The organism is Nocardia brasiliensis IFM 10847, assembly GCF_000710915.1.
Taxonomy (GTDB): Bacteria; Actinomycetota; Actinomycetes; order Mycobacteriales; family Mycobacteriaceae; genus Nocardia; species Nocardia brasiliensis_A.
The window spans coordinates 18,197-43,133 of record NZ_BAUA01000066.1 but is presented as its reverse complement, the minus strand read 5'-3'; the positions used below and the strand labels follow the sequence as shown (position 1 = coordinate 43,133).

Below are 24,937 nucleotides of genomic sequence, written 5' to 3'. Positions count from 1 at the left end.
GCGCTCGGCGCGCTGCTGATCCTCGCGACCAAGGTCGGCGAGATCTGGCTGGACGTCACCGCGTGGGCCTGCCCGCAGGTGCTCGATCCCTATGTGCAACTTGCGGATCGGGCGCTCGGCAGCCCCTCCTGGCTGGTCGGCCACGCCCTCGACGTGGCGGGCCCGATCCCGCTCGGCATTGTGCGCTGGGTGTACTTCGAGCTGCCCGCCGCGGCCATCGTCGTCGCCATCTGGCAGTTGCGCGGGGTGACCACCGGCGCGTGGCCGCGGCACCATCTGGTGCGCACATTCTTGGCGCTCGGGTTGATCGGGCCGATCTTCTATGTGGTGTTCCCCGTCGTCGGCCCCATCCTCGCGTTCGGATCATGGGGCCACGGCATGGAATTGGCGAACGTCTGGCCCGATATCGTGCCGCCGGTGCCCGCTTCGGTCGGCTCCATGCCGTTCGACGGGATCACGCCGCGCAACTGCATGCCGTCACTGCACACGGCGTGGGCGCTGTCGCTGTTCATCCACTCGCGCCGGGGCCCACGCTGGCTGCGCTGGGGCGGCACCTTCTGGCTGGTGTGCACGCTGATCGCGACCCTTGGCCTCGGCGCGCACTACGGCATCGATCTGATCATCGGTGCGACACTGTGCCTGACCATCGAATCGGTGCTGCGCGAACCGGATCGCGGCTGGGACCGGTACCGCGTGCGCATGGTCGCGCTGGGCGTCGGCACCTTCACGGTGCTGCTGCTGTGCATCCGCTATCTGGCCCTGCCGATGGCGACGCACCCGGTCCCGTTCGGTCTGGCCGTCCTCGCCGCGTTCGCCGCGGTGGTGTACACGTTCTACACGACCTGGTTCGCCGGCGATCGAGAACAGGTGGCGGACTACGCCATTCGCTGAGCCGCGGGACGCTCGGCGCGGTGCTTGCGCGCCGAGCGCGACGCCTCAGTCGCAGACCGCGCCGAACGACGCCGACCCGACCAGCTTCGAGTACTTGGCGAGCACACCGCGGGTATAGCGGGGCGGCAACGGTTCCCACCCGATCTGGCGCTGTTCGAGGTCCGCGGCGTCGACCAACAGATCGAGCGTGCCCGCGCCGACATCGAGGCGGATCTGATCCCCGTCCCGGACGTACGCGATCGGCCCGCCGTCCACCGCTTCGGGCGCCACGTGGCCCACGCACAAACCGGTGGTGCCGCCGGAGAATCGGCCGTCGGTGAGCAGCAGCACGTCTTTGCCGAGCCCAGCGCCCTTGATCGCGGCGGTGATGGCGAGCATCTCGCGCATGCCGGGCCCGCCCTTGGGCCCCTCGTAGCGGATGACCACCACGTCGCCCGCGGTGATCGTGCCGTCCTCGAGTGCGTCCATCGCCGCCCGCTCCCGGTCGAAAACCCTTGCGGTGCCGGTGAATACGTCGGAGTCGAAACCCGCCGACTTCACCACGGCGCCGCCGGGCGCGAGCGAGCCGTGCAGGATGGTGATGCCGCCGGTCGGATGGATCGGGGCCCGCATCGCCCGCACCACCTTGCCGTCCGGGTCCGGCGGCGCGATCTCGGCCAGGTTCTGCGCCACCGTCCGGCCGGTGACGGTGAGGCAATCCCCGTGCAGCAGACCGGCATCCAGCAACGCCTTCATCATCACCGGCACGCCGCCGATGCGGTCCACGTCGGTCATCACATGCTTGCCGAACGGTTTCACGTCCGCCAGATGCGGCACCCGGCGACCGACCCGGGCGAAATCCTCCAGGGTCAGATCGACCCGCGCGTCGTGCGCGATCGCCAGCAGATGCAGCACGGCATTGGTGGAACCGCCGAAGGCCATCACCACGGCGATCGCGTTCTCGAACGCCTCCTTGGTGAGAATGTCGGCAGTGGTGATGCCGCGCCGGAGCAACTCGACAACCGCTTCTCCGCTGCGTCGCGCGTATCCGTCGCGGCGCCGGTCGGTCGCGGGTGGGGCGGCGCTGCCGGGCAGCGACATGCCCATCGCCTCGGCGGCACTGGCCATGGTGTTGGCGGTGTACATCCCGCCGCACGCACCCTCGCCCGGGCAGATGGCCCGCTCGATGGCGTCCACGTCGGCCCGGCTCATCAGTCCGCGCGAGCACGCGCCGACCGCCTCGAAGGCGTCGATGATCGTCACCTCGCGCTCGCTGCCGTCGGACAGCTTGGCGATACCGGGCAGGATCGAGCCCGCGTACAGGAACACGCTCGCCAGATTCAAACGCGCGGCCGCCATCAGCATGCCGGGCAGCGATTTATCACAGCCGGCCAGCAGTACCGAGCCGTCGAGTCGCTCGGCCTGCATCACCGTCTCGACGCTGTCGGCGATCACCTCCCGCGACACCAGCGAGAAGTGCATGCCCTCGTGGCCCATCGAGATGCCGTCCGACACCGAGATGGTGCCGAACTCCATCGGGTAGCCGCCGCCCGCGAAGACGCCCTCCTTGCTCGCCTTGGCCAGCCGGTCCAGCGAGAGGTTGCACGGCGTGATCTCGTTCCACGAGGAGGCGACGCCGATCTGGGATTTCCCCCAGTCCGCGTCTCCCATGCCGACCGCGCGCAGCATGCCACGGGCGGCGGTCTTCTCGAGGCCGTCGGTGACGTCGCGGCTGCGGGGCTTGATATCGGGCGTGTTCGGATCAGTGGGCACGATGGTCCATCATCCTCCGCCCGCCGCGGATCCTGCGCCGGGCACGCCCGGCGGGTCCTCAGACCCGGCGATCTCCGGCCAGGAAGGGTGCCACCTGGCTCAGCACCTCGGCCGCGTTGTTCCAGCACGCCACGTGGTCGTGCGCGGGCAACGCCCAGAACGGCGTGCCGGTTTGGGCGGCAAAGGTCCGCATGGGCTCGAACCAGATGTCCTCGGTGCCCGCGTACATGAGCATCGGCACGTCCGACTCCGCGAGGCGGTCCTTCAAGCCGGGCTCCCGGGAGAACGCGGTGTAGTTGGCGCGCAGCGCCGCCGGCTCCGCCGCCTCGATCACTGCCGCGAGACCGGGATCGGCCAGCGAACCCTGCTCGATCAGCGGGTACAGGTCCGCGTCGTCGGGCAGTTCGAGCTGACCGCGCATCAGCGCGAGCGCCGAGCCGAACCCGTCGATGGGGTCGAACGCGCCCGCGACCAACCGGGTGAGCCGCTCGGGGGCGTGCACGGCCACGGCGTAACCGGTCAGCGCGCCCAGCGAGTAACCCCAGAAGGCGGCGCGGTCGACGCCGACCTCGTCGAGCACAGCGGTGATGTAGTCGACCCGCCGCGTCAACGTGTAGTCCGCCGTCTCGCCGGGCGCATCGCTCGCGCCGAGGCCCAGCGGATCGACTGTGATCACGGTGTGGCCGGCCGCGAGGACCGAGGTGTACCCCGCCGTCGCCCAGTGCGCCCCGACCTGGAACATGCCCGGATGCAACACCACCGGCGGACCGTCGCCGACCACCTCGAAGGCGATCTTGTGTCCGTTACTGCGTGCGATGGGCACCCGCTACTCCTTGTCCCGTCCGGTCGAATCCTGGACGAGAGTACCGATCGCCGACGGTTCCCAAAACCGGATTACCTGCACCGAACTCCCACCGGCGAGCATCGACGAGGTTGACGCACACGACAAGAGATGTCCATGTGAGCCACCAGAGGCAATGTGTTTCGACGAGCTCGGAGCGGTTCGTGCGACACTTTGCCCATGGTGTTGCACGAAGCGGAGTCGCCCGCGATCGCGCCCGACGATCCGGTATTGATCGCCGCTACGGAGATGTTCATCGGCGAGGGCTGGATCGATGTCCGCAAACTCGCGACCGTCACCGGGGTGAGTCGTGCGACGCTGTATCGCCATTATCGCGATCGCGACCGGCTGCTCGGCGAGGTCGTCTGGCGGCGCGCCGCCGCGGATCTCGCGAAACTGCGGAAGAAGAATCGAGGCCGAGGCGCCGCCGGCATCGCGGACACGGTGCAGGGCTTGATGCAGACCAGCGCTGCCCGCTCATCGATGCGGACGTTTCTAGCCGAACACACCGACGTCGCGATGCGCGTACTGACCTCGAAACACGGTGTGGTCCAGGAACGGTTCATCGACGCCATCGCCGAGTTGATCGTCACCGAAATCGGTGAGCCCGCCGATATCGATGTACACACCCTCGCCTACGCGATCGTTCGGGTCAGCGAATCCTTTTACTATCGTGACTACATCACCGGCGAGCCTGCGGACAACACCGCCGCAGCCATCATCATCAACCGATTGCTCCGATAGCGTCGGCATTTGCCGACCGACATCCTTCGTTTGCCTACGGTCCAGTTGAGTCGTGCTTGTAACGGCTAGTCGCGCTGTGCCATTCGACGCCACCGGCCATCCAGGCCTGCGCGCCGCGCAGGAACCGATGCAGCTCCAGCGACGGGATCGCGGCGAGCTCGCGCTGGCTCGCCTCGAATCCGCGGACGAAATCGTTGTGCAGTGCCACGGTGCGCTCGATCGCGTCGTCGAGCGAACAGTTCTCCTCGGCCTGGATCAACAGGACCAGGTTGGCGTCCGGAAGCTCGTCGGCCGCCTCTCGTTCGGCCGAATAGAGATCGTTGACGAGCACCGACGCCGTCCCCGCCTGCATCAGCGTGCGGTGGAAAAGCGGTGCGTAGAAATGGTTTCCGGTGAGTTCGTAGCCCCCGACGACGTCGATCAGCGTCATCGAGGTGTAGAAGCTGTCGTGCTGACGGGCCGCGAGGTAACGCCAGGCGGGCGGCGGTGTTTCGAGATATCGCCACGCCGCGTAGGCAGTCCAGCTCACATACATCTGGAACGTGGTGTTGCACGCGCGCATCACCTGGGACGGCGTCGCGTGCCGGGACAGGTGCGCGGTGGCCGACTTCAGCGCCACGAGAACAGGATCGGCGGCCACCGCCTCGTCGAGCTGTTCGGTGAAGCGCCCAGCGTCCGGCGGCGGGTCCATCGCCGACATCACCAACGCCAGCCGCGGCGGCAGTTCCGTCGGGGTCGCGCCCAGCGGCGTCTCGTCGGCGTAGTAGTCGTCGGCCGCCCACCACGCGGCATTCATCTGCGCCGCGACGAGCAGCAGATCCGGGTCGTCGCTGTCGGGATGGGTGAGCATCGCCAACCGCCCGAACCCGGTGTCGCGGAACTTGTCCATGCGACCCTCGTGAATACCGACGTTTTCGGCCCACGCCACCAGCCGCCGATTGACCTCTGCGCCCAACTCCTCATCGATCCGTGCGGTCGCCGGGCAATACAGCGGCGAATGCGAACCGTCACCCCATTCCCGCTCGATATACGGCAGCGGCGCGCAGGTGTCGTGGCGAACGTGTTCCGGGCGCAACAGGGTGCGACCGATTCCGCTCTGCACCAAGGGAATCGATGGCGGTTCGGTGAGAGCACAAGCGATGTCGGCGTTTTCGTCGGCGGCCGGCGACACCGCACCCGGGATGCGGAACGCCGAGGTCCCCAATCCGGACGGGGCGGCGAATTGCGATTGAGGTCGGCGCATCACGTTGTCCTCCCGAGCACTGTACGGATGGAAGCGTTTTCGATCGGTACGGCAATTGCCCGCCTGGGCCGACTCATCCACCAGACCCATGCGGCCATCGTGGTTCCTCGTCACCGGGAGAACTCACTCGAAGGGCGGCCCACCCGGGTTCGCACCGGAGATCGGGCCTGTCACGATCCTGTTCGCGCGTGGAGCCGTTCGCTGCCCACAAGGGTAGTGCCAACATTCGCCGCTCGTCAGCGGAATTCACGAAGTGTCGACAGCACCCGCCCGACTGCCGGACCCGTCGAAGCAACTGCGCTCTAGGACGTTGCCATAGGCCGGACCGGCGTTGCGGGCGGAGGAAGTGGGGGCTTGTCGGCAGTTGCGACAGCTTGTTGACTGGCCGGGAAGCTATTGGAGTCGAGACTGGCGATCGTGTCATCCGTGCCGGGGATCCCTTTGCGCCCATGATTGCCGCGTTGGAGGGACCGTGGCGCTACGCCGTGCGGCGACACTTCCGCAGCTACTGGCCGATCGAGCCGCCGAGACGCCGGATCGGCACGGCTTCACCTACCTGTCCGACACCGGCGATACGCGCACACTGAGCTACGGCGAGGTGTACGCGGCGGCGGCGGATATCGCCACGACGGTGCGCGATGTCGGCGCACCGGGCGATCGGGTGCTCGTCGTCGCGGTGTTCGGCCCGCACTTCCTGACCTCGTTCTTCGGCTGCATGCTGGCCGGGCGGATCCCGGTGCCGGTCGCGAATCACCAACCCGGAGTGGCCTTCTCGGACATCGCGGCGCTGGCGAACCTGGCTGCGGATTGCGCGGCGACGGCCATCATGGCACCCCGCGCCGTACTCGACCAGATCCGGGCGGCGGGTGCGCAGTACCCACCGCTGGCCGGGCTCGCGTGGCTCGCCGATGACGAACCTTCCGGCCACGCAACAGTATTCGGGTCCGTAGCACCGGAAAGCCTTGCGTTCCTCCAGTACACATCGGGCTCGACCCGTACACCGCGGGGCGTCATGGTCACCCACGCCAACCTCGTGCACAACCTGGGCGTCATCGAGCGAACCTTCGGGCACACCCCGGACAGCAAGGGCGTCATCTGGCTGCCCGCGCAGCACGACATGGGGCTGATCGGCGGTCTTCTGCAACCGCTCTACGCGGGCTTTCCGGTGGTGCTGCTGTCCCCGCAGACCTTTGTCCGCGACCCGCTCACCTGGTTGCGCGCCATTTCCGAGCACGGCGGCACCACCAGTGGGGGGCCGAACGTCTGCTACGACTACAGCGTGCGCCGGGTCGCCGCCGCCGAGGTCACGAGCCTGGACCTGAGCCGCTGGGAGGTCGCGTTCGTCGCCGCGGAACCGATCAATCCGCGTGCGCTGCAACGCTTCGCCGACCATTTCGCCCCGGCGGGTTTCCGGCCACAGAGTTTGACGCCTGGCTATGGGCTGGCGGAGTCGACCCTGTTCGTCAGCGTGACGCCGCGCGGCGCCGGGGTGCGGTCCACCACGGTGGCCGAACGCGAGGTGGTCAGCTGCGGCGAGTTGTCCGGCGGCGACGCCGTCATCGTGCGCCTGGCGGGCGACCAGCGGGCCGAGCCGGGAGCGATCGGCGAGATCTGGCTGAGCGGACCGAGTGTCGCCACCGGCTATTGGGGCAGAGACGCCGAGACCGCGGCCGCCTCTCACGCCCGTTTGCCCGGCGACCCCGCGACCTATCTGCGTACCGGCGACCTCGGGTTCCTACGCGACGGCGAACTCTACGTCACCGGTCGGGTGAAGGAGCTGATCATCATCCGCGGACGCAACATCGCGCCGCAGGACATCGAATGGACCATCGAGACGCGGCATCCCGCGCTGCGCCGGGGTCGATGTGCGGCCGTCGGCGTCGAGGTCGACGGAACGGAGTCGCTCGCGGTGCTGCTGGAAGTGGACACCGGCAAGCTCGACGGCACCCTGACAGATCTGGAAACCTCGATCCGGCAGGCCATCTCGCAGGCCTACGGCCTCGACCTGCACTCGGTGGTCTTCCTCTCCCCCGGGCAGCTACCGCGTACGACCAGTGGCAAAGTACAGCGGCTGAAGGCCAAGGAGGCGTTCCTCACCGATGCGACGCGGCCCACCTCGGCGGCACCCAGCGAGGGCGTGCCGGCCCGGCTCACGCGCTGGCTGGCCCAGCACACGGGCGTCCCAGCCGCCGAGTTGGACACCGAGAAGCCGTTGACCACAGTGGGTCTGGATTCGGTGAAAGCCGGTGAGTTCGGCGTCTTCGTGGAGCGCGAGTTCGGCTACACCGTCTCGGCCGAGCGACTGTTCGAGGGGCTGACGACAGCGCAGCTGGCCGCCGACATCGTGGCACGAAGGCCGACCGGCGCAGTGGAACGCCGCGCCTACCCGGCTCGACCCGCCGCCGCCCCGGTCGAATTCAGCCTGTTCTTCTTCGCCAGCGACGCGCAGCGGGACAACGCGAACCGCTACGGCCTGTTCCTCGACAGCGCTGCGTTCGCCGACCAACACGATTTCCGCGCTATCTGGTTGCCGGAGCGGCATTTCCACCGGTTCGGCGGTCTGTTCCCGAATCCGGCGGTGCTCGGTGGCGTGCTGGCCAGGGCGACCGAACGGATCCGGATCCGCGCGGGCAGCGTGGTGCTGCCGCTGCACGATCCGGTGCGCGTCGCCGAGGACTGGTCGATGATCGACAATCTCTCCGGCGGCCGGGTCGATATCGCGTTCGCCACCGGCTGGAATCCGGACGACTTCGTGCTCGCCCCCGGCGATTACGCCGAGCGCGAGCAGGTGATGCTGTCCGGCGCGGACAAGGTCCGCCGACTGTGGCGCGGCGAGTCGCTCACCCTGCCGAACGGGAAGGGGGAACCGGTACCGATCCGGACCTTCCCGCCGCCGATCCAGTCCGAGCTGCCGATGTGGATCACGTGCAGCGGCGGCGTCGGCCGCTTCGAGCAGGCAGGCGCCTTGGGCGCGAATGTCCTGACCGCGCTGCTGTTCCAGGACATCGCCGAACTGCGCGGCAAGATAGCGGCCTATCGCAGCGCTCGTGCGGCACACGGCCACGATCCACGCACCGGCCACGTGACGCTGATGCTGCACACCTTCCTCGACCCCGATGCGGACCGGGTCCGGGCGGTGGTCGAGCGGCCGTTCAAGGAGTATCTGCGTGATTCGGTCGATCTGTGGCGGCGCGGTGCGGAACCGCTGAACAATCTCGATGCGACCGAACAGGATCGGGTGTTGGACTACGCGTTCGCCCGCTACTTCCACACCAGCGCACTGCTCGGCACCCCGGAACACGCCGCGACGATGGTCGCGGAGCTGGCGGCCGCCGGGGTGGACGAGATCGCCTGCCTGGTCGACTTCGGCGTCGAGCCCAGGGTGGTCCTCGACGGGTTACGCCACCTCGCGACGCTGCGGGACCGATTCGGCGTGGCGCCGGATCAGTACGCCGCACGGAATGCGGTGCGCGACAGACAACCCGCCACCACCGCGGCCCGGCCCGCCGATGAGCTCGCCGACACGGAGCTCAGCGCGTCCGTGCGTGGTCGGCATGCGCTGGCCCACCGCAACAGCGGCGGAGTGCTGGCCAAAGCCCGTGATTTCGATCTGGCTTGCCGGTTGCAGGAGGCGGACCTGCTGCCGTTCTATCCCGACCTGAGCGACTCGGACGGCGCCACCTGCCGATATCAGGGCCGGCAGCTGATCATGTTGGGCTCCAACAACTATCTGGGCTTGACCGCGGACCGGCGGGTGCGCGAGGCCACCGCCGCGGCGGCCCTCGCGGACGGGCCGAGCGTCACCGGCTCCCGGCTGATGAACGGCTCCACCCCCGCGCACGGCGCGCTCGAACGCCGCCTCGCGCGTTTCCTCGGCCGGCCGGACGCGCTGCTGTTCACCACCGGCTATCAGGCGAATCTCGGCTTGCTGTCGGCGTTCATGGGTGCGGGCACGGTGTTGCTCGTAGACGAGCAGTGCCACGCGTCCATCTACGACGGCGCGGCCATCGGCGGGTGCAGGCTGATCCAGTTCCGGCACAACGACAGTGCCGACCTCGACCGTCGCCTGCGCACCGACGCACATGGACTGCCCGCCCTGGTGATGGTGGACGGCGTGTATTCGATGTCCGGAGATATCGCGCGGCTGGCCGAGATTCGCGCGGTGTGTGACCGCCACCAGGTCCCACTCGCGGTGGACGACGCACACGGCATCGGCATGATCGGCGCGACCGGACGCGGCGTCGAAGAGGAACTCGGGCTGGCGGGCTGCGCCGATATCCTCACCGGAACGTTCTCCAAGAGTCTGGCATCGGTGGGCGGTTGGCTGGCCGGACCGCGCGATCTGCTGGACTGGGTGCGGTATTACGGCCGGGCTCAACTGTTCTCGGCGTCGATCCCGCCGCCCGCGGTCGCCGCTGCCGCGGCAGCGCTCGGCATCTTGGCGGCCGAACCCGAGCGGGTGGCGAAGGTGCGGACGTTGTCGGCGCAGTGGCGGACGGGCTTGTCGGAGTTGGGCTTCGACACCGGTACCTCGACCACCACCATCGTGCCGGTACTGATCGGTGACGAGCTGCTGTGCCTGCGCTTCGCGAAACGCCTACTGGACGAAGGCGTCTACGCCAACTGCGTACTGGCGCCCGCCGTGGCGGCCGACCGGGCGATGATGCGCACCACGGTCACCGCGGTGCACGAACCCGACCACCTCGACCGCGCGCTGACGGTGTTCGAGAAGGTCGGGCGTGAGTTGCGTGTCCTCACCTGACATGCGGCGCTACCGCATCCGTTCCGTCCCACGGCAGCGGGTGCGAGCGACAGTAGGGGCGGGTCAGCGCCCGTAGAGCACCCGCGCCAGCCCCGCGAGCACCCGGTTGTCGACGGCGCGCCGGGTGAAGGTGGTCGTGCGCACCGGGCTGGGAAAGCGTTGCCGGGTAATCGCTTTGGCGGCGGTCCACTCACGCAGTCCGTCCGGTCCGTGGATCCGGCCGTAACCGGAGCTGCCGACGCCACCGTAGGGCAGGCCGGGTATTCCCGCATAGGCGAGCACGGAGTTCACCGAGGTCATCCCGGAGCGCATGCGGCGGGCCGTCGCTACGCCGCGCGCACCGGCGAACACCGCGCCGCCGAGGCCGTAGCCGGTGGCATTGGTCTTGGCCAGCGCCTCGTCCATATCGGCGACCCTGGTTACCACCAGCACCGGACCAAAGGTCTCCTCCCGCACCACCAGTGCGTCCTCCGGCACATCGACCAGGACCGTGGGTTGTACGAACCGCTCGCCGATCACGTCGAGTCCGCCGACCACCGGCTTGCCGCCGCGGGCGACGGCGTCGGCGATGTGCTGCCGGATGACGGCCACCTGCTCCGGCATTGTGATGGGGCCGATCTTCTCGTCCACACCGGCTTTCAGGGTGCGCGCCAGAGCGACGACCCGATCCAGGAAGTCGTCGTACACCTGCTCGTGTACATACGCGCGCTCGACCGAGATACAGACCTGGCCGGCGTTGCTCATGGCGCCCCACACCGCCGCGTCAGCCGCGGCGTTCAGGTCGGCGTCCGCGTCGACCACGATCGCGTCGGTGGCGCCGGCGTCGACCAGCACGGGGGTGAGCGTCTCGGCGCAGGTCGCCAGCACCTGCTGCGCGGACGCCCGCGAACCGGTGAAGCTGATCTTGTCGACACCGGCACGGCACAGGGCGGTACCGGTCGCGTCGGCGCCGGTGACGGTCTGGAACAGCCGGTCCTCGCCCGCGATCCGGCCGAAGCTGTCGGCCAGCCACGCGCCGATCCCCGGCGTGTATTCGCTGTGCTTGAGCACCACGGCATTGCCGCCCGCCAGCGCGTAGGCGGCGGTGCCGACAGGCCCGAAAACCGGGAAATCCCACGGACCGAGCACGCCGATAACCCCGAGCGGTTGGTACTCCACCAGAGCGGTGTGATTGATCATGAACGGACCAGCGGCAATTCGACGCGGGCGCAGAACTTTTCGTGCGTTCTTCGCCGCCCAGTCGATGTGCTGGACCGCGACGACGACCTCTATCGTCGCGTCGGCTCGCGACTTCCCGTTCTCCGCGTGCAGCAGGTCTTCGATCTCGCGCCGCCGCCGGATCAGCGCCGACCGCCAAGCGCGGAGTATCCGCGCGCGCTCGCCGAATCCCGCATCCGCCCAAGGTGACTGGGCCACACGCGCCGCACGCACCGCCGCGCCGACCTCGGCGGCGCCGTGCACCGGATAGGTCCCGAGCACCGCACCGGTGGCCGGATCGAACGAGGCGAAGCGCTCCCCCACCGCCGCCTGGAAACCCTCGGTCGCCGCCCTGGACTCCTCATCGATCATCCTCGAATTCTATCCACTATCGAGTGCGCCGTCGAGCAATATTCCGCCGGACCAGAAATTACCCGGAACAGACTTCGAAACATTTCCCCCGAAATAGTCGAGAATCAAATGCAGGAGATGAACGGTGCGCGACGAAACAATTGCGGAGACGCAATCCACCCTTTGAATACAAACGAGTAAATGCCGCCGAACATACGAGCCGTGACGACCCCCGAGACGGCAACCCCCGATCATAAGCCGCCAAACCCCCCGTGCATCAGCGCTTTTGCCACAATGCACACAAGACGGACATCCCGGTCGTACAGGGTCACAAAGTACCGGTCGTTATTTTTATCCGGAAACTTCATCGTAGCAATATGTAACCGCTCGGAAATACCCATCTCGGTAAGCTCCCATTTCGAAGAACGGAATCCCCTTCTTCGAATCGCAGATCCACAAGGAGAGAACAATGGGCTTGGTCGCCGGTTTGGTCGAAATTATCGGAAATCTTCTGCATCTCCTGCTCGGCGGACTCTGATAAACCGCTGAACTAAACCGCTGAACTCTCGGCCCCGCGTCGCGCGGACGCGGGGCCGAGTCGTTTCCGCGCCCGCCCTCCGCTGGTGATCTCCACCACGAAGCGCCTGTTGCGTGAGCCGGGTCACTCCGTTACCTTGTGCAATGTCACACGTCACATGACGCGAATCGCGACGCAGGTCGTGACTCGGCGCGCAGAGGGAGGCAGTTATGACCGGATCGATCTCGTCGGCCGGCACCAAGCCGTGGCATGGGGTCCTGGTGGCCACCACGCTGCCGTTCACGGCGGACTACGCGGTCGATTACGACGCGTACGGCGAACACGTCGCGTGGCTGGCGGCGAACGGATGCCACGGAGTCAGCCCGAACGGATCGCTCGGTGAGTACCAGACGCTGGACGACGACGAGCGGGCCCGGGTGGTGACCACGGCCGTCGCGGCCGCCCCCGCCGGGTTCACCGTGATGCCGGGTATCGCCGCCTACGGCGCTTTGCAGGCGCGCAAGTGGGCGGCGCAGGCCGCGACCGCCGGCGCCCAGGCGGTAATGCTGTTGCCGCCCAACACCTATCGCGGCGGTCGCGATTCGGTGCTCGATCACTACCGCACGGTCGCCGAGGTCGGGCTCCCGATCATCGCGTACAACAACCCGATCGATACCCGCATCGACCTGACCCCTGACCTCCTGGCCGAGTTGCACGCCGAAGGTCTGATCGTCGGCGTCAAGGAGTTCACCGGCGACGTGCGGCGCTTTTACGAGATCCACGAACTGGCACCGGAACTCGATGTCCTCGTCGGCTCCGACGACGTGGTGCTCGAACTCGGTATCGCCGGCGCCGTCGGCTGGGTGGCCGGTTACCCGAACGCCATCCCGAAGGCGACGGTCGAGCTCTACAACGCCGCGGTGAACCGCGACCTGGACAAGGCGCTTCCGCTGTATCGCGACCTGCACAAGCTGCTGCGCTGGGACTCCAAGACCGAGTTCGTGCACGCGATCAAGCTGTCGATGGATCTGGCCGGCCGTCGCGGCGGGCAGTGCCGGCCGCCGCGGGTCCCGCTCGCACCGGAACTCGCGGCGAAGATCACCGCCGCGACCCAGGACGTGCTGGCCAAGGGCTACCAATAACCGACCCGGCGGTCGGAAAGGTTGCATGATGCACACGGCAAGTGAGGAGGAAGCGATGGACGCGACCACGGTGGAGGCCATCGTCGCCGCGGCCGCGGCGGCGCCAGGCCCTGGGCCGCATTCGGATCGGCGGACCGAGCCGGCGTGCTGCACGGCATCGCGGATCGGCTGGACGCGCACGCCGCGGCACTCATCGCCCTGGCGATGCGGGAGACACACCTGTCCGAGCCGAGGCTGACCGCGGAGTTGCAGCGCACCGGCTTCCAGCTGCGACTGTTCGCACGAACCGTGCTCGATGGGGGCTACCTGGACGTGCGCATCGACACCGCGGACCCGGACTGGCCGATGGGTGCGCCGCGCCCGGACCTGCGCCGGATGAACATTCCGCTGGGACCGGTGCTCAACTTCGCGGCGAGCAACTTCCCGTTCGCCTTCTCCGTCGCGGGCGGGGACACCGCGGCCGCGCTCGCCGCAGGGTGCCCGGTGATCGTCAAGGCCAGCCCCGGGCATCCGCTCCTGTCCCGCGCGGTCGCCGACCTGATCGAGCAGGCGCTGTTCGAATGTGGCGCGCCGAGTGGCACTTTCGGTCTCGTGCTCGGACGCGATGCCGGTGTGCAGGTACTCACCCATCCCGCGATCGCCGCGGCCGCGTTCACCGGATCGACGGCGGGTGGACGTGCGCTCTACGACCTGGCCTGCCGTCGCCCGGTACCGATCCCGTTCTACGGCGAACTCGGGTCGATCAACCCGGTTTTCGTCACCGAGCAGGCGGCGCGCACCCGGGCCGGTGAGATCGCCGCGGGACTGCTGACCGCGGTGAGTTCGAGCGCGGGTCAGCTGTGCACCAAACCGGGGCTGGTCGCGGTACCCGTGGACGCGCCGGTTCTCGGCGCGCTGTCCGATGCGGTCCGCACCCGGCCCGTGCCGACCGGCGAGCTGTTGAACGACGAGATCGCGGCGGGCTTCGCCGCTGTCGTGCGGCGGGTGCGCGACCACGCGGACGTCGAACTGCTGGCGGGTGGCGGTCCGGACGAGGCCTTGCTGCTCGCCACGACGGCATCCGCCGTGCTGACCGATCCCGACCCGCTGCTGCACGAAATGTTCGGCCCGGCAACTCTTCTGGTCACCTACCGGGACACCGGCGAATTGCTCGACCTGGCCCGGGGGGTGGGCGGTCAGCTCACCGCGACGGTGTTCGGCGATCAGGCGGACGACACGACCCGCGCGCTCATCGCAGCGGCCGTCGACGTGGCGGGACGGGTGCTGTGGAACAGCTGGCCCACCGGGCTGTCGGTGACCTACGCGCAGCAGCATGGCGGTCCTTACCCGGCGACCACCGCACCGTCGTCGACTTCCGTCGGCACCGCGTCGATTTCCCGCTTCCTGCGGCCGGTGGTCTATCAGTCCGTGCCGGAGGATCTGCTGCCGCTCGAATTGCGCACCGGCAACCCGCTTTCCGTGCCGCAGTCGGTGAACGGAGCGCCGGCGCAATGAGCGAGTTCCCGCCCCGCTCCGCTGCCCTGCGGGGAACCGACGTGCTGATCATCGGCGGCGGCATGATCGGCTGCGCCCTCGCCGACCGGCTCGCGCTGGCGGGCGCCTCGGTGCGCGTTTGCGAGCGGGGTGCGATCGCCTCGGGCACCACGGCACACGGTGAAGGCAATGTGCTCGTCTCCGACAAAGGACCCGGACCCGAGCTGCGCCTCGCGCAACTGTCCCGGCGATTGTGGCCGGAGGTGCTCACGCGGATCGGTGCACGGCACCCGGCGGATGCGGCGGCCGTCGAGTGGGAAGCCAAGGGCGGCATCGTCGTTGCCACCACCGAACCCGGCGCGGTCGCACTGGCCGAGTTCGCCGCGCGTCAGCGCAGCGCGGGCGTGCGTTGCGAGCAGCTCGACGCGGACCAGCTCACGGCGGCCGAACCGGCGTTGACCCGGGACGTGTGCGCCGCGGTGCACTACCCCGAGGACGCGCAGGTGCAGCCCGCCGGTGCGGCGACCGCGCTGCTCGAATCCGCTGTCGCCGCAGGAACTCTGGTAGAGACCGACTGCGAAGTGGTCGCTGCGCTGCGCCGCGGGGAACGACTGCTCGGCGTGCACACCACCCGCGGGCCCCGGCACGCCGATATCGTCATCAATGCGGCGGGCCCATGGTCGGCAGCGGTCGGTGCGCTGCTCGGCGCGCCGATCGCGGTGCGGCCGCGCCGCGGCGACGTGCTCATCACCGCACCCATGCCGCCGACCGTCTTCCACAAGGTCTACGACGCGGATTACGTTGGCGCCGTCGGTAGTTCGGATACTGCCCTGCAATCGTCGGCGGTGGTCGAGTCGACGCGCGGCGGTCCGCTGCTGCTCGGCTCCTCACGTCGGCAATGCGGCTTCGACAACCGCCTGCGCCCGGACAGTCTGGCCGCCATCGCCCGCAAAGCGATTCGGCTCTACCCCGTGCTGGCCGATGTCGCGATCATGCGCGCCTACGGGGGCTTTCGCCCCTACGTCGACGACCATCTGCCCGTGCTCGGTCCAGACCCGCGCCTACCCGGCCTCTGGCATGCGACGGGGCACGAAGGGGCGGGCATCGGCCTGTCCGTCGGCACCGCCGAATTGCTCTGTGCGGCATTGACCGGTGGTCCGGATTATCCCGATCTGGCGGCGTTCACTGTGGACCGCCCGGCCGTCCGCGCGGCGGAAACCATTGCGGAAGTGCCCCGATGAGCAACCACACAAACAGCAGGATCACCGCCGGTCGCCCCGGACAGCTGCGCACCGTGTCCACGAACGCACCGTTGAACTACGAGGTAACCGCGTGAGCGCACAGCTGATCCCCGCGGGCAGCGACCCCCTCGGCCGCGACGACCGCCCGCTGACCATCACCGTAGACGGTGTAGCGGTACGCGGCGTGCACGGGCAAACGCTCGCCACCGTCCTGTTGGCCGACGGTCGTGACCACTGGCGCACCGCACCGACCGGCGGTGGGCGCGGCGTCTTCTGCGGCATAGGCGTCTGTTTCGACTGCGTCGCCACCGTCAACGGCATCCCCGACATCCGCCTGTGCCGCCGCCCCGCCCGCGACGGCGACACCGTGCACACCCAATCCCGGATGTCGAACATGCCCGGCACCGACGAACGACGCGACCAGCCGCAAGGAGGCACCCGATGACCAAGCACGTAGTCGTGATCGGCGGGGGGCCTGCGGGAACGGCGGCCGCGGCGGCTGCCCTGCGGTCCGGTGCGACCGTGACGCTGATCGATTCGAACGAGGCGCTCGGTGGTCAGTACAACCGGCGTATTCCTGCCGCGTACGGGGTGCGGAGGCCACTGCGGATCGGGCACGGTTACGTCGCGGCGCAGCGCCTGGGGTGGCAGCTGAGCGAGCATCCGCGCTGCGATTATCTTTCGTGGGCAGCGGTCTATCAGATCGAGCGCGTACCGGACGGTGGCTGCCCGATCGTGCGGCTGTGGCAAGGCGTCGAGGGCGAGCGGCGCACGCATCGCGAAATCTGCGGTGACGCACTGATTCTCGCCACCGGCGCATATGACCGCGTATGCCCGTTCCCCGGCTGGGATCTCCCCGGCGTGTACACCGCCGGCGCCGCGCAGACCCTCGCGAAGACACAGCGGCTGTTGGTCGGCAAGTCCGTACTGCTTTCGGGCACCGGGCCCTTCCTGCTCCCGGTCGCGCAGTCACTGGTCGCGGGCGCCGCACAGGTGCAAGCGATCCTGGAGGCCAACCCGGCGTCCCGCATCGCACGCGAATGGCTCACCAACCCTTGGGAACTGCGCCACAGCGCGGGCAAGGCAACCGAGTTGATCGAGTACGCCGCCGCCGGGATCCGGCACCGCGTCCCGCTGCGCACCGCGCATGCCGTGGTGGCGGTCGCCGGTGCCGGCCGCGCCGAAGAAGCGACGATCGCTCGCTTGGACGCGAACTGGGCACCGATCCCTGGTACGCACCGCACGGTACCGGTGGACGCGGTGGCCGTCTCGCACGGTTTCACCCCGCAGCACGAGCTCGCCGTCGCCGCCGGCGCGGCGCTCACCGCCGACGGCTTCGTCCGGGTGGACGAACTGCAGCACACCAGCGTCGACAGTGTCTGGGCGGCAGGCGAACTCACGGGTATCGGCGGCGCTCAGGTGGCGGCGATCGAGGGCACCGTCGCCGGGCTCGCCGCCGCGGACGCACCGCTCGGGCGCGGGTTGCGCGCGCGGCGGCGCACCGCCGGGCAGTTCGTCGCCCGGCTCGCCGCCGCTCATCCGATCCGCCCCGGCGTGCTGACCTGGGCGCGGCCGGACACCGTGTGCTGCCGCTGCGAAGGCACCACGCACGCCGAACTGACCGCCGCGTGGTCACGCACCACCGGCGGCGGTTATCGCCCGACGAAGCTGGCCACCCGCGCCGGTCTCGGCCCGTGCCAGGGCCGGATGTGCGCGGCGAATATCGAAGCACTGCGCAATCATTCATGCCCCGACGGCACGGATGCGCCCGGACTCGCGGCGGCCACCCCCGCCTGGCGTCCACTCGCCGCGCCCGTGCGGCTGCGCGAACTGGCCGATCTCGACAACGAAGGATCCTGATGCGAAGCAAGACGATCATCTCGGCGATCGACACTCACACCGAGGGCATGCCGACCAGGGTGATCACCGGCGGTGTCGGCACGATTCCCGGCGACACCATGGCGGCCCGGCGCGCCTACTTCGCCGAGCACCTGGACGGCCTGCGCAAACTGCTGGTCAACGAGCCGCGCGGGCACGCCTCGATGAGCGGGGCGATCCTGCAACCGGCCACCACCGCCGATGGTCACTACGGGGTGCTGTTCATCGAGGTCAGCGGCCTGCTGCCGATGTGCGGGCACGGCACGATCGGGGTGGCGACCGCCCTGATCGAGGCGGGCATGGTGCCGGTCACCGAACCGGTCACCAAGATCCGGCTGGACACCCCGGCCGGCCGGGTGATCGCCGAGGTCGCGGTCAGCGGCGGCCACGCCGATGCGGTGACACTGCGCAACGTGCCCGCCTACTGCGACAGCCTGGACAACAAGGTCGAGGTGCCCGAGCTGGGCACCGTGCGCTACGACCTGGCCTATGGCGGAAACTTCTACGCCATAGTCGATCTCGCCGAGGTCGGCCTGCCGTTCGATCGCGCGCACAAGGACCGGATTCTCGACGCCGGACTTCGGATCATGCGGGCGATCAACGAGTCCGGGCGCCCGGTGCACCCCGAGGACGAGCAGATCGCCGGCTGCAAACATGTCCTGTTCCTCGATCCCGCGTCCACGCCGGCCCATACCCGGCACGCAATGGCCATCCACCCCGGGTGGTTCGACCGCTCCCCGTGCGGCACCGGCACCTCCGCGCTGCTGGCCCGCCAGCACGCCCGCGGTCTGCTCGCCGACGATCAAGTGTTGCAGAACGATTCGTTCATCGGCACCACGTTCTATGCCCGCGCCGTCGAATCGACCAGCGTGGGTGAGCGCCCCGCGATCGTGCCCGCCGTCACCGGCCGCGCCTGGCTCACCGGCACCGCCAACTACCTGCTCGACCCGTCGGATCCCTTTCCCGAGGGCTTCGTTTTCTGATTCACCGCTGCACCCTCGAAAGGCCCGGCAATGAAGCCTGTCACCACCCGACCCCAACGACCACCGCTCAGCCGCGCGACGATTCTGCGCCGTATGCCCGTAACCGACAGCGACACCGGCGATTTCGCCAAGAGCATGGGCCTGTGGCAACTGGTCGCGCTCAGTCTCGGCGGGCTGGTCGGCGCGGGCGTGTTCTCCCTGGCCGGGGTGGTGGCCAAGGAGGTGGCGGGGCCCGGCGTGCTGCTCTCGTTCGGCATCGCCATCGTCGCCTCCGGCGCGGCTGGGCTCTGCTACGCCGAATTCGCCGGAATGGTGCCGCGCGCGGGCTCGGCCTACACCTACGCCTACGTGTCACTCGGTGAGATCATCGGTTTCTTGATCGGCTGGGACCTGCTGCTGGAGTACACGGCCATCGTGTCGGTGGTGGCGATCGCGGTCTCCGGATACCTGAACTACATCACCCACTACTTCGGATTCGACCTGCCCACTTGGGCATTGGGCGCGCCGGGCACCGGCGCCGGGCACCAGGTGGACCTGTTCGCGGTGCTGCTGTGCCTGCTGCTGGCGTTCCTGCTCTCCCGCGGCACCCGCGAATCGGCACGCGTGCAAACCGGACTCGTCATGCTGAAGATGGCGATCGTCGCGATCGTGGTCGTCGCCGGTGCTTTCCACATCAAAGCGGGCAACTACACGCCGTTCTTCCCGCTCGGCGTCGGCGGTGCGGTATCCGGTGCCGCGCTGGCGTTCTTCGCCGTCTACGGCTACGACGCGATGAGCGCCGCGGCCGAGGAGTCCACCGACGGCAAGAAGCTGCTGCCCAAGGCGATCATGATCAGCCTCGGCATCGCCTCGGTGGTCTACCTGCTGGTGTGCCTGGTCATCGTCGGCATGGTCGACTACACCGACATCGACGTGGCCGCGCCGTTCTCCAGCGCGTTCGACAGCGTCGGGATGGGCATCCTCGGCCTGGTCATCGCGGTCGGCGCGGTCGTCGGCGTCACCACCTCGGCCTTCGCCAACATGCTCGCCGTGACCCGGGTCGGTTTCGCGATGAGCAGAGACGGCCTGCTGCCCGCTTACTTCGGCAAGTCCGATCCGCGCCGCAAGGTGCCCACCCGGGTGATCTGGCCGGTCGGCGTGGTCTCCGCGCTGATCGCCGGGTTTCTGCCGATCCGGGAGGCCGCCGAACTGACCAACGTGGGTATTCTGATGGCCTTCATCGTCGTCGCGATCGGTGTGGTGTGGCTGCGCCGGACACGCCCCGAGGCCGAACGCACCTTCCGTACCCCGTGGGTGCCGGTGGTGCCGCTGCTCGGCATCGGCTTCTCGGTGTGGCTGATCAGTCACCTCACCTGGGTCACCTGGCTGCGGTTCGTGCTCTGGCTGCTGCTCGGGGTGGCGCTGTACTTCGGCTTCAGCTACCGCAACGCCAAGCTGAACGCCGTTGACGGCTAACTATTCTGATACCGACGGGGCCTGGCCCACCAGCAGATAACCGGAGCACACAGATGATCGAACGATTGGATACCCGCAAGCGCCCGACGCTGCGCGACCACGTGTCCGACGCCTTGCGCGCCGCGATCATCTCCGGCGAACTCGAACCCGGCGTGCTCTACTCCGCGCCCTGGCTGTCGGAGCGCTTCGGCGTCTCCGCCACGCCGGTCCGCGAGGCGATGCTGGATCTGGTGAAACAGGGCCTGGTGATCTCGGTGCCGAACAAGGGCTTCCGGGTCACCGAGGCCTCCGACGCGGATCTCGACGCGATCGCCGAGATCCGCCTGCTGCTGGAGCCGCCGAGCGTGCGCGCCATCGTCGACCGCATTCCGCAGGCGGACATGCCGGGGCTGCGCGCGGCGGCCGACAAGATCGTCGACGCCGCCAAGCGGGGCGATCTGGTCGAATACGTCGACGCCGATCGCCGGTTCCACCTCATGCTGCTCGCCTACTGCCGCAATCCACGGCTGTCCCAGATCGTCAGCGATCTGCGGGCCCAGACCCGGTTGCTCGGTCTCGCCGCGCTGGTCGCGCGCGGCGAGCTGGACAACTCGGCACAGGAGCACCACACCATCCTCGATCTGATCGAGCAGCGGCAGGACGCGCAGGTGGAGTCTTTCCTGCGCAATCACATCGGGCATGTGCGCGGACTCTGGGCGCCGGGCAACGCCCCCGACAAGGACGTCTCCTGAGCCCGAGTCCGACGCGGCCGCCTCACCGCGGTCCGATACGCGAGTTCAACCAGTCGCCCAGCCAGCCGATGGCGTTGCGGCCGGTCTCGTCGACGATCAGCGCGCCGTAGTTGACGTGCGCGTTGGACGCGAAAAACATTGCCGCGCTGATGCCGTCGCCGATGAGGTCGAACAGGTTGATCCCGGGCGACGGTTTCGAAGTGGCGAGCGCTGCGGTCAGGTCGTCGAGCCCGGCGTCCTTGCGTTCGGCCGTCAGCATCCCCATCGCGACCCCGGCCAGGTCCTGCCCGATCGGCAGCAGCGCCGAGAGCGCGGCCGCCGCACCGGCGGGATCGGGCTGCTGACCCGGTGGCGGCGCCAGCTTCTCCAGCACCGACCACGCGACTTCCTGGATCCGGCCCGCGATCTCGGCGAGTTTGGGGATGTCGATGGTCGAGAGCACCGAAGCCGCGATCGTCGCGATCTGCAGGAAGCCTTGCGAATCGGGCACCATCGACAGCACCTGCGACACCCATTTCACGTCGACCGCGGCGAGCAGGTCGACCAGGGGCCGCAACTGATTGTTCAAGGTGCCCGCGATGGCGTGCGCGCCCGCCGCGTCGCGCGCCAGCACCTTCTGCGGGAGCAGCGCCAGATTGTCCAGGATGCCGCGGAAGTCGAGGGTGGTGACCTTCGCGACGACATCCAGTGCCTGGTTGACCATTTCGCTCGGTTTGAGCAGCGCCAGGATGCCCGCCGCGGATTCCAGGACGCCCGCGGGCAACGTGATCAGCACTTCGATCTGCCCGTTGAGCGAATCGGACAGGCCACTCAGCGCCGCCACTTGGGGTGATCCGGCCGGCAACGTTTCGACCCCGTTGTTCAGCAGGTCGGTGGCGTTGCCGGAGATCGTGTTGGCCGCCGACACGGCGCCGGACAGATCCGCCTGCGCGGCGCCGGTGAGTACCTTGCCCGCGTTGTGCTCGGCCGAACCCGCTGGGGCGGTGGCCAATTGCTTCACGGCCGCACCGGAGCCGACCAGTTCGGCGAGCGGGCGGATGGTGTGCTCGACCGTATCCGCCTGCTCGCGCACCCGGGTCAGGTCGACACCGCGCGGGTCGACCAGGCTCGCGGCCAGCTCACGCACGGCCGCGGCCAGGCCCGGCAAATCCGCCTTGGAGAAGTCCGAGGTCAGGGCGCCGGCCAGCCGGGAGTCGCTGGGCAACTTGCTCAGCAGCGAACCCAGCTGTCCGAGTAGCGGATTGGCGTTCTTCTGGATCGAGCAGTACAGGTCGTTCGGGTCGCAGATCGAGGTGACCCGGCCGGAGAGCGCGCCCATACCGCGCGGCCTCGGGTCGGCGATCCCCTTGCCCGGGGTGCGGGGGCCGACCGCGGTTTCGCCGGTGGTGCCAGCGGCCGGATCCGACAGCAGCCCCACGCCGAGCACCCGGTCGGCCGAGATCGGGCCGCGCCCGTTGCCGATATCGGAGGCGATGTCGCCGGCGGCGTCCGCGCCCTGGCTGTAGCCGGTGATGGTGAACTTCGCGCCGGCGCAGCGGGTTCCGTAGTCGCGCAGCGCCTTACGCGCGTTGGTGAGCGCGGTGTGCTTGCTGTCGGCGTAGGTGTGACCGTTGTCGAAGGCCCGTGCCATATACGGCGTGAAGTAGATGGCCGACGTGGCGCCGTGCTCGCGCTGGATCGCCTCGGCGATCGGTTTGAGCATGCCGATCGGCTGGGCGGGATCGGCCGCCTCGTTGGTCTCCCAGGTGCCGGGGATGAACAGATTGAAGGTGTCCGCACAGCCGGATGTTCTGGTGTGCACGCTGGCCGGGGAGGCGACTCCGGTGGCACCGAGGGTGACACCGACGGCCACCATTGTGGCCACCACCACACAGCGCTTGGACGAAGGCAGGACAGGCATCAGAACCTCACCGATATCGATCGGGTACCCGCCGCCGCGGGCGGACGGGCCAGAGGGCGTACGACTTTCAGCGCGACAACCGTGGTCGCCGCGCTGACTGTCGCGAATTCCAGGTCAGGACAAATGACCGACAATGGAGGAAAGCAGTTTGAGGCTCAATTTGAGCAAATCGATGCTGTCCCCGATCGACCCGCCGCCGGACGAACCGGTGCTGCTGCTGAGCGAACTCGAATCGTCACTCGAACCCGAGCCAGCGGCAATGATATTGACCGAATCCATGATGCTGATGAAAGCCGACATGTCTAGAACCGCCTGTCTTTTACCGGTGTTTGCAGCAACCAGACTCCCCCGCAACCATGTTCGCGTCCAGACCGGTTCAACTGGGGAAGTTGCGTCTACCCCGCAGGTCCAGGCAAGAGCCGGTGCCGGGCCGAAAACTGTTCTCCCCACTCCACACCGGGATGCCGCCGATCCGGGGCACCGGCCGCCCCGCGCTATTTCCCCGCGATCGAGAAGCCCTGCGGCGCAATACGAAATACGCAACGGATCACGATTTCCATTGCACTGCTTGCAATTTTGATTGCGCCCCTTGCGGCAGGCCGACAATTGGGACATTCTTTCCCGAACGCGGGGAATTCCCGCACGAGGAAAGGACGGTCCCGTGCGCGATGACGATATCGATCGGCGGCAGCTACTCGGAATACTGGGCGCGGCAGCGGGTGTCGGCGCGACATTCGCGGCCGGGGCGCTGTGGCCGGCGCCCGCGGGTGCGGCCGACGATCGTCGCGCCTTTCTGGGTTGCTATACCTCCGGCGGCGCGGGCGGCGCCGGGATCGGGGTCGCCGTCGTGGACGGGCGCTCCGGCAGGCTGACCGTCGAGCGCACCGTCGCGGTCGCGGACCCGTCGTTCTTGGCGCTGTCCCCGGACGGGCGCTATCTGTACGCGGTGAACGAGGGATCGGGCGCGGGCACCGCCACCGCCGTGGACCTGCGCGCCGCAGTGCCCAAAGTGCTGAATACCGTTGCGGTACAGGGCGAAGGTCCCACGCACCTGTGCGTCTCGCCGGACGGGCGCACGGTGCTGACCGCGAATTACACCTCGGGCAGTGTCAGCGCGCTGGCGGTCGCCGAAGACGGTCGGCTCGGCGCGGTGACCGACGTCGCCCGGCACCGTGGCACCGGACCCGATCCCGACCGACAGGCCGGTCCGCACGCACACCAGGTGGTGTTCGACCCGACCGGTCGCTGGGTGCTCGCGGTCGACCTCGGTGTCGACTCCGTCTACGTCTACCGGCTCGCCGCGGGTGAGTTGACCGAGCACGCACAGGTCACGCTGAGACCGGGCAGCGGACCTCGGCACCTGACCTTCCATCCCAACGGCCGCACCGCCTTTCTCGCCAACGAACTCGATTCCACTGTGACCGTGTGCGATTGGCGCGCCGAGCGGGGCGAGCTGCGGCCCGGGCAGTCCGTGCCCGCGGACACCGCCGCCGGCGGCGACCGCAACTATCCGTCCGCGCCGGTCGTCTCCCGTGACGGTCGCTTCCTTTATCTGGCCAACCGCGGCCACGACAACATCGCCACCTTCGCGATCGTCGGTGACGGACTGCTGATCCCGGTGACCACCACCGCCTGCGGCGGCAAGTTCCCGCGCGCGCTCACCCTCGGCCCCGACGGCCGGCGGCTCTACGCCGCGAACCAGAAGTCCCACACGATCACCACGCTGCCGCTGGACCCCTTCACCGGCCTACCCGGCGCCGCCACGGTCGCCGCCGAGTTCCCCACCGCCACCTGCGCCCTGTTCCGCTAGCGAAACTCACTGTCGGTGGCGGCTGC

General features: G+C 68.7%; 18 protein-coding genes. 12 read left to right on the top strand and 6 right to left on the bottom strand.

The window, feature by feature from the left end; all coding sequences use genetic code 11:
- The coding region (locus tag NBRGI_RS14230; protein WP_036558994.1) for a phosphatase PAP2 family protein at positions 1 to 891 on the top strand (891 nt) is incomplete at its 5' end.
- 45 nt (positions 892 to 936) lie between these two features.
- On the opposite strand, the gene ilvD is transcribed toward NBRGI_RS14230, so the two are convergent.
- Both ilvD and NBRGI_RS45155 read right to left on the bottom strand, forming a co-directional pair.
- Complete coding sequence (ilvD, locus tag NBRGI_RS14225; RefSeq protein WP_029896378.1) at positions 937 to 2,643, bottom strand: dihydroxy-acid dehydratase; 1,707 nt, start codon at positions 2,641 to 2,643, stop codon at positions 937 to 939.
- 58 nt (positions 2,644 to 2,701) lie between these two features.
- The gene (locus NBRGI_RS45155; protein ID WP_051727747.1) at positions 2,702 to 3,466 is read right to left on the bottom strand and encodes an alpha/beta fold hydrolase; all 765 of its coding nucleotides are present in this window, start codon (positions 3,464 to 3,466) and stop codon (positions 2,702 to 2,704) included.
- 198 nt (positions 3,467 to 3,664) lie between these two features.
- Between NBRGI_RS45155 and NBRGI_RS14215 the strand changes: the two genes are divergently transcribed.
- Positions 3,665 to 4,228 (top strand): QsdR family transcriptional regulator, encoded by a 564-nt coding sequence (locus NBRGI_RS14215; RefSeq protein WP_051727746.1) that lies wholly within the window; start codon positions 3,665 to 3,667, stop codon positions 4,226 to 4,228.
- Between the two features lie 34 nt (positions 4,229 to 4,262).
- Here NBRGI_RS14215 and NBRGI_RS14210 read toward each other — a convergent pair whose 3' ends face one another.
- The gene (locus NBRGI_RS14210) at positions 4,263 to 5,561 is read right to left on the bottom strand and encodes a family 2 encapsulin nanocompartment cargo protein terpene cyclase (RefSeq protein ID WP_235210950.1); all 1,299 of its coding nucleotides are present in this window, start codon (positions 5,559 to 5,561) and stop codon (positions 4,263 to 4,265) included.
- A gap of 382 nt (positions 5,562 to 5,943) precedes the next feature.
- Here NBRGI_RS14210 and NBRGI_RS45150 point away from each other — a divergent pair, with 382 nt between their 5' ends.
- Entirely contained in the window at positions 5,944 to 10,233 is a 4,290-nt protein-coding gene (locus NBRGI_RS45150; RefSeq protein ID WP_051727745.1) for a MupA/Atu3671 family FMN-dependent luciferase-like monooxygenase, read from the top strand.
- A gap of 63 nt (positions 10,234 to 10,296) precedes the next feature.
- Here the strand turns inward: NBRGI_RS45150 and NBRGI_RS14195 are convergent, their stop codons facing one another.
- On the bottom strand, positions 10,297 to 11,802 hold the full coding sequence (locus NBRGI_RS14195) for an aldehyde dehydrogenase family protein (protein WP_051727744.1): 1,506 nt from the start codon (positions 11,800 to 11,802) through the stop codon (positions 10,297 to 10,299).
- A 726-nt stretch (positions 11,803 to 12,528) separates the two neighbouring features.
- Here NBRGI_RS14195 and NBRGI_RS14185 point away from each other — a divergent pair.
- The 8 genes from NBRGI_RS14185 (at position 12,529) to NBRGI_RS14145 (ending at position 21,201) form a co-directional block, all read left to right on the top strand.
- Entirely contained in the window at positions 12,529 to 13,440 is a 912-nt protein-coding gene (locus NBRGI_RS14185) for a dihydrodipicolinate synthase family protein (RefSeq protein WP_029896368.1), read from the top strand.
- Between the two features lie 144 nt (positions 13,441 to 13,584).
- Complete coding sequence (locus NBRGI_RS43745) at positions 13,585 to 14,934, top strand: aldehyde dehydrogenase (NADP(+)) (RefSeq protein WP_235210949.1); 1,350 nt, start codon at positions 13,585 to 13,587, stop codon at positions 14,932 to 14,934.
- Positions 14,931 to 16,154, top strand: coding sequence for an NAD(P)/FAD-dependent oxidoreductase (locus NBRGI_RS14175; RefSeq protein WP_051727743.1), 1,224 nt, complete (start codon positions 14,931 to 14,933; stop codon positions 16,152 to 16,154). The genes NBRGI_RS43745 and NBRGI_RS14175 overlap by 4 nt, the downstream gene beginning before the upstream one ends.
- A gap of 91 nt (positions 16,155 to 16,245) precedes the next feature.
- The gene (locus NBRGI_RS43740; RefSeq protein ID WP_051727742.1) at positions 16,246 to 16,599 is read left to right on the top strand and encodes a (2Fe-2S)-binding protein; all 354 of its coding nucleotides are present in this window, start codon (positions 16,246 to 16,248) and stop codon (positions 16,597 to 16,599) included.
- A complete protein-coding gene (locus tag NBRGI_RS14160; protein WP_029896363.1) occupies positions 16,596 to 18,014 on the top strand; it encodes an FAD-dependent oxidoreductase in 1,419 nt (472 codons plus the stop codon). Before NBRGI_RS43740 ends, NBRGI_RS14160 begins: the two co-directional genes overlap by 4 nt.
- Entirely contained in the window at positions 18,014 to 19,015 is a 1,002-nt protein-coding gene (locus NBRGI_RS14155) for a proline racemase family protein (RefSeq protein WP_029896361.1), read from the top strand. Before NBRGI_RS14160 ends, NBRGI_RS14155 begins: the two co-directional genes overlap by 1 nt.
- A gap of 30 nt (positions 19,016 to 19,045) precedes the next feature.
- Positions 19,046 to 20,470: an amino acid permease gene (locus tag NBRGI_RS14150; RefSeq protein ID WP_029896359.1), complete on the top strand. Its 1,425-nt coding sequence runs from the start codon at positions 19,046 to 19,048 to the stop codon at positions 20,468 to 20,470.
- A 53-nt stretch (positions 20,471 to 20,523) separates the two neighbouring features.
- On the top strand, positions 20,524 to 21,201 hold the full coding sequence (locus NBRGI_RS14145; protein WP_029896357.1) for a GntR family transcriptional regulator: 678 nt from the start codon (positions 20,524 to 20,526) through the stop codon (positions 21,199 to 21,201).
- Positions 21,202 to 21,223: 22 nt separating this feature from the next.
- Here NBRGI_RS14145 and NBRGI_RS14140 read toward each other — a convergent pair whose 3' ends face one another.
- Together NBRGI_RS14140 and NBRGI_RS14135 are read right to left on the bottom strand one after the other, a co-directional pair.
- Positions 21,224 to 23,101 carry a cutinase family protein gene (locus NBRGI_RS14140; protein ID WP_029896355.1) on the bottom strand — a complete coding sequence of 626 codons (1,878 nt, stop codon included), beginning with the start codon at positions 23,099 to 23,101 and terminating at the stop codon, positions 21,224 to 21,226.
- 114 nt (positions 23,102 to 23,215) lie between these two features.
- On the bottom strand, positions 23,216 to 23,401 hold the full coding sequence (locus NBRGI_RS14135) for a hypothetical protein (RefSeq protein WP_014983689.1): 186 nt from the start codon (positions 23,399 to 23,401) through the stop codon (positions 23,216 to 23,218).
- A gap of 361 nt (positions 23,402 to 23,762) precedes the next feature.
- Between NBRGI_RS14135 and NBRGI_RS14130 the strand changes: the two genes are divergently transcribed.
- Complete coding sequence (locus NBRGI_RS14130; protein ID WP_200882166.1) at positions 23,763 to 24,911, top strand: lactonase family protein; 1,149 nt, start codon at positions 23,763 to 23,765, stop codon at positions 24,909 to 24,911.
- Positions 24,912 to 24,937 lie beyond the last annotated feature (26 nt).

Bases quoted from the DNA above. Each gene is read 5' to 3' on its own strand.
- NBRGI_RS14215 (WP_051727746.1), top strand. From the start codon at position 3,665: ATGGTGTTGCACGAAGCGGAGTCGCCCGCGATCGCGCCCGACGATCCG.
- NBRGI_RS14210 (WP_235210950.1), bottom strand. From the start codon at position 5,561: ATGGGTCTGGTGGATGAGTCGGCCCAGGCGGGCAATTGCCGTACCGAT.
- NBRGI_RS14195 (WP_051727744.1), bottom strand. From the start codon at position 11,802: ATGATCGATGAGGAGTCCAGGGCGGCGACCGAGGGTTTCCAGGCGGCG.
- NBRGI_RS14185 (WP_029896368.1), top strand. From the start codon at position 12,529: ATGACCGGATCGATCTCGTCGGCCGGCACCAAGCCGTGGCATGGGGTC.
- NBRGI_RS14175 (WP_051727743.1), top strand. From the start codon at position 14,931: ATGAGCGAGTTCCCGCCCCGCTCCGCTGCCCTGCGGGGAACCGACGTG.
- NBRGI_RS14160 (WP_029896363.1), top strand. From the start codon at position 16,596: ATGACCAAGCACGTAGTCGTGATCGGCGGGGGGCCTGCGGGAACGGCG.
- NBRGI_RS14155 (WP_029896361.1), top strand. From the start codon at position 18,014: ATGCGAAGCAAGACGATCATCTCGGCGATCGACACTCACACCGAGGGC.
- NBRGI_RS14150 (WP_029896359.1), top strand. From the start codon at position 19,046: ATGAAGCCTGTCACCACCCGACCCCAACGACCACCGCTCAGCCGCGCG.
- NBRGI_RS14145 (WP_029896357.1), top strand. From the start codon at position 20,524: ATGATCGAACGATTGGATACCCGCAAGCGCCCGACGCTGCGCGACCAC.
- NBRGI_RS14140 (WP_029896355.1), bottom strand. From the start codon at position 23,101: ATGCCTGTCCTGCCTTCGTCCAAGCGCTGTGTGGTGGTGGCCACAATG.
- NBRGI_RS14135 (WP_014983689.1), bottom strand. From the start codon at position 23,401: ATGTCGGCTTTCATCAGCATCATGGATTCGGTCAATATCATTGCCGCT.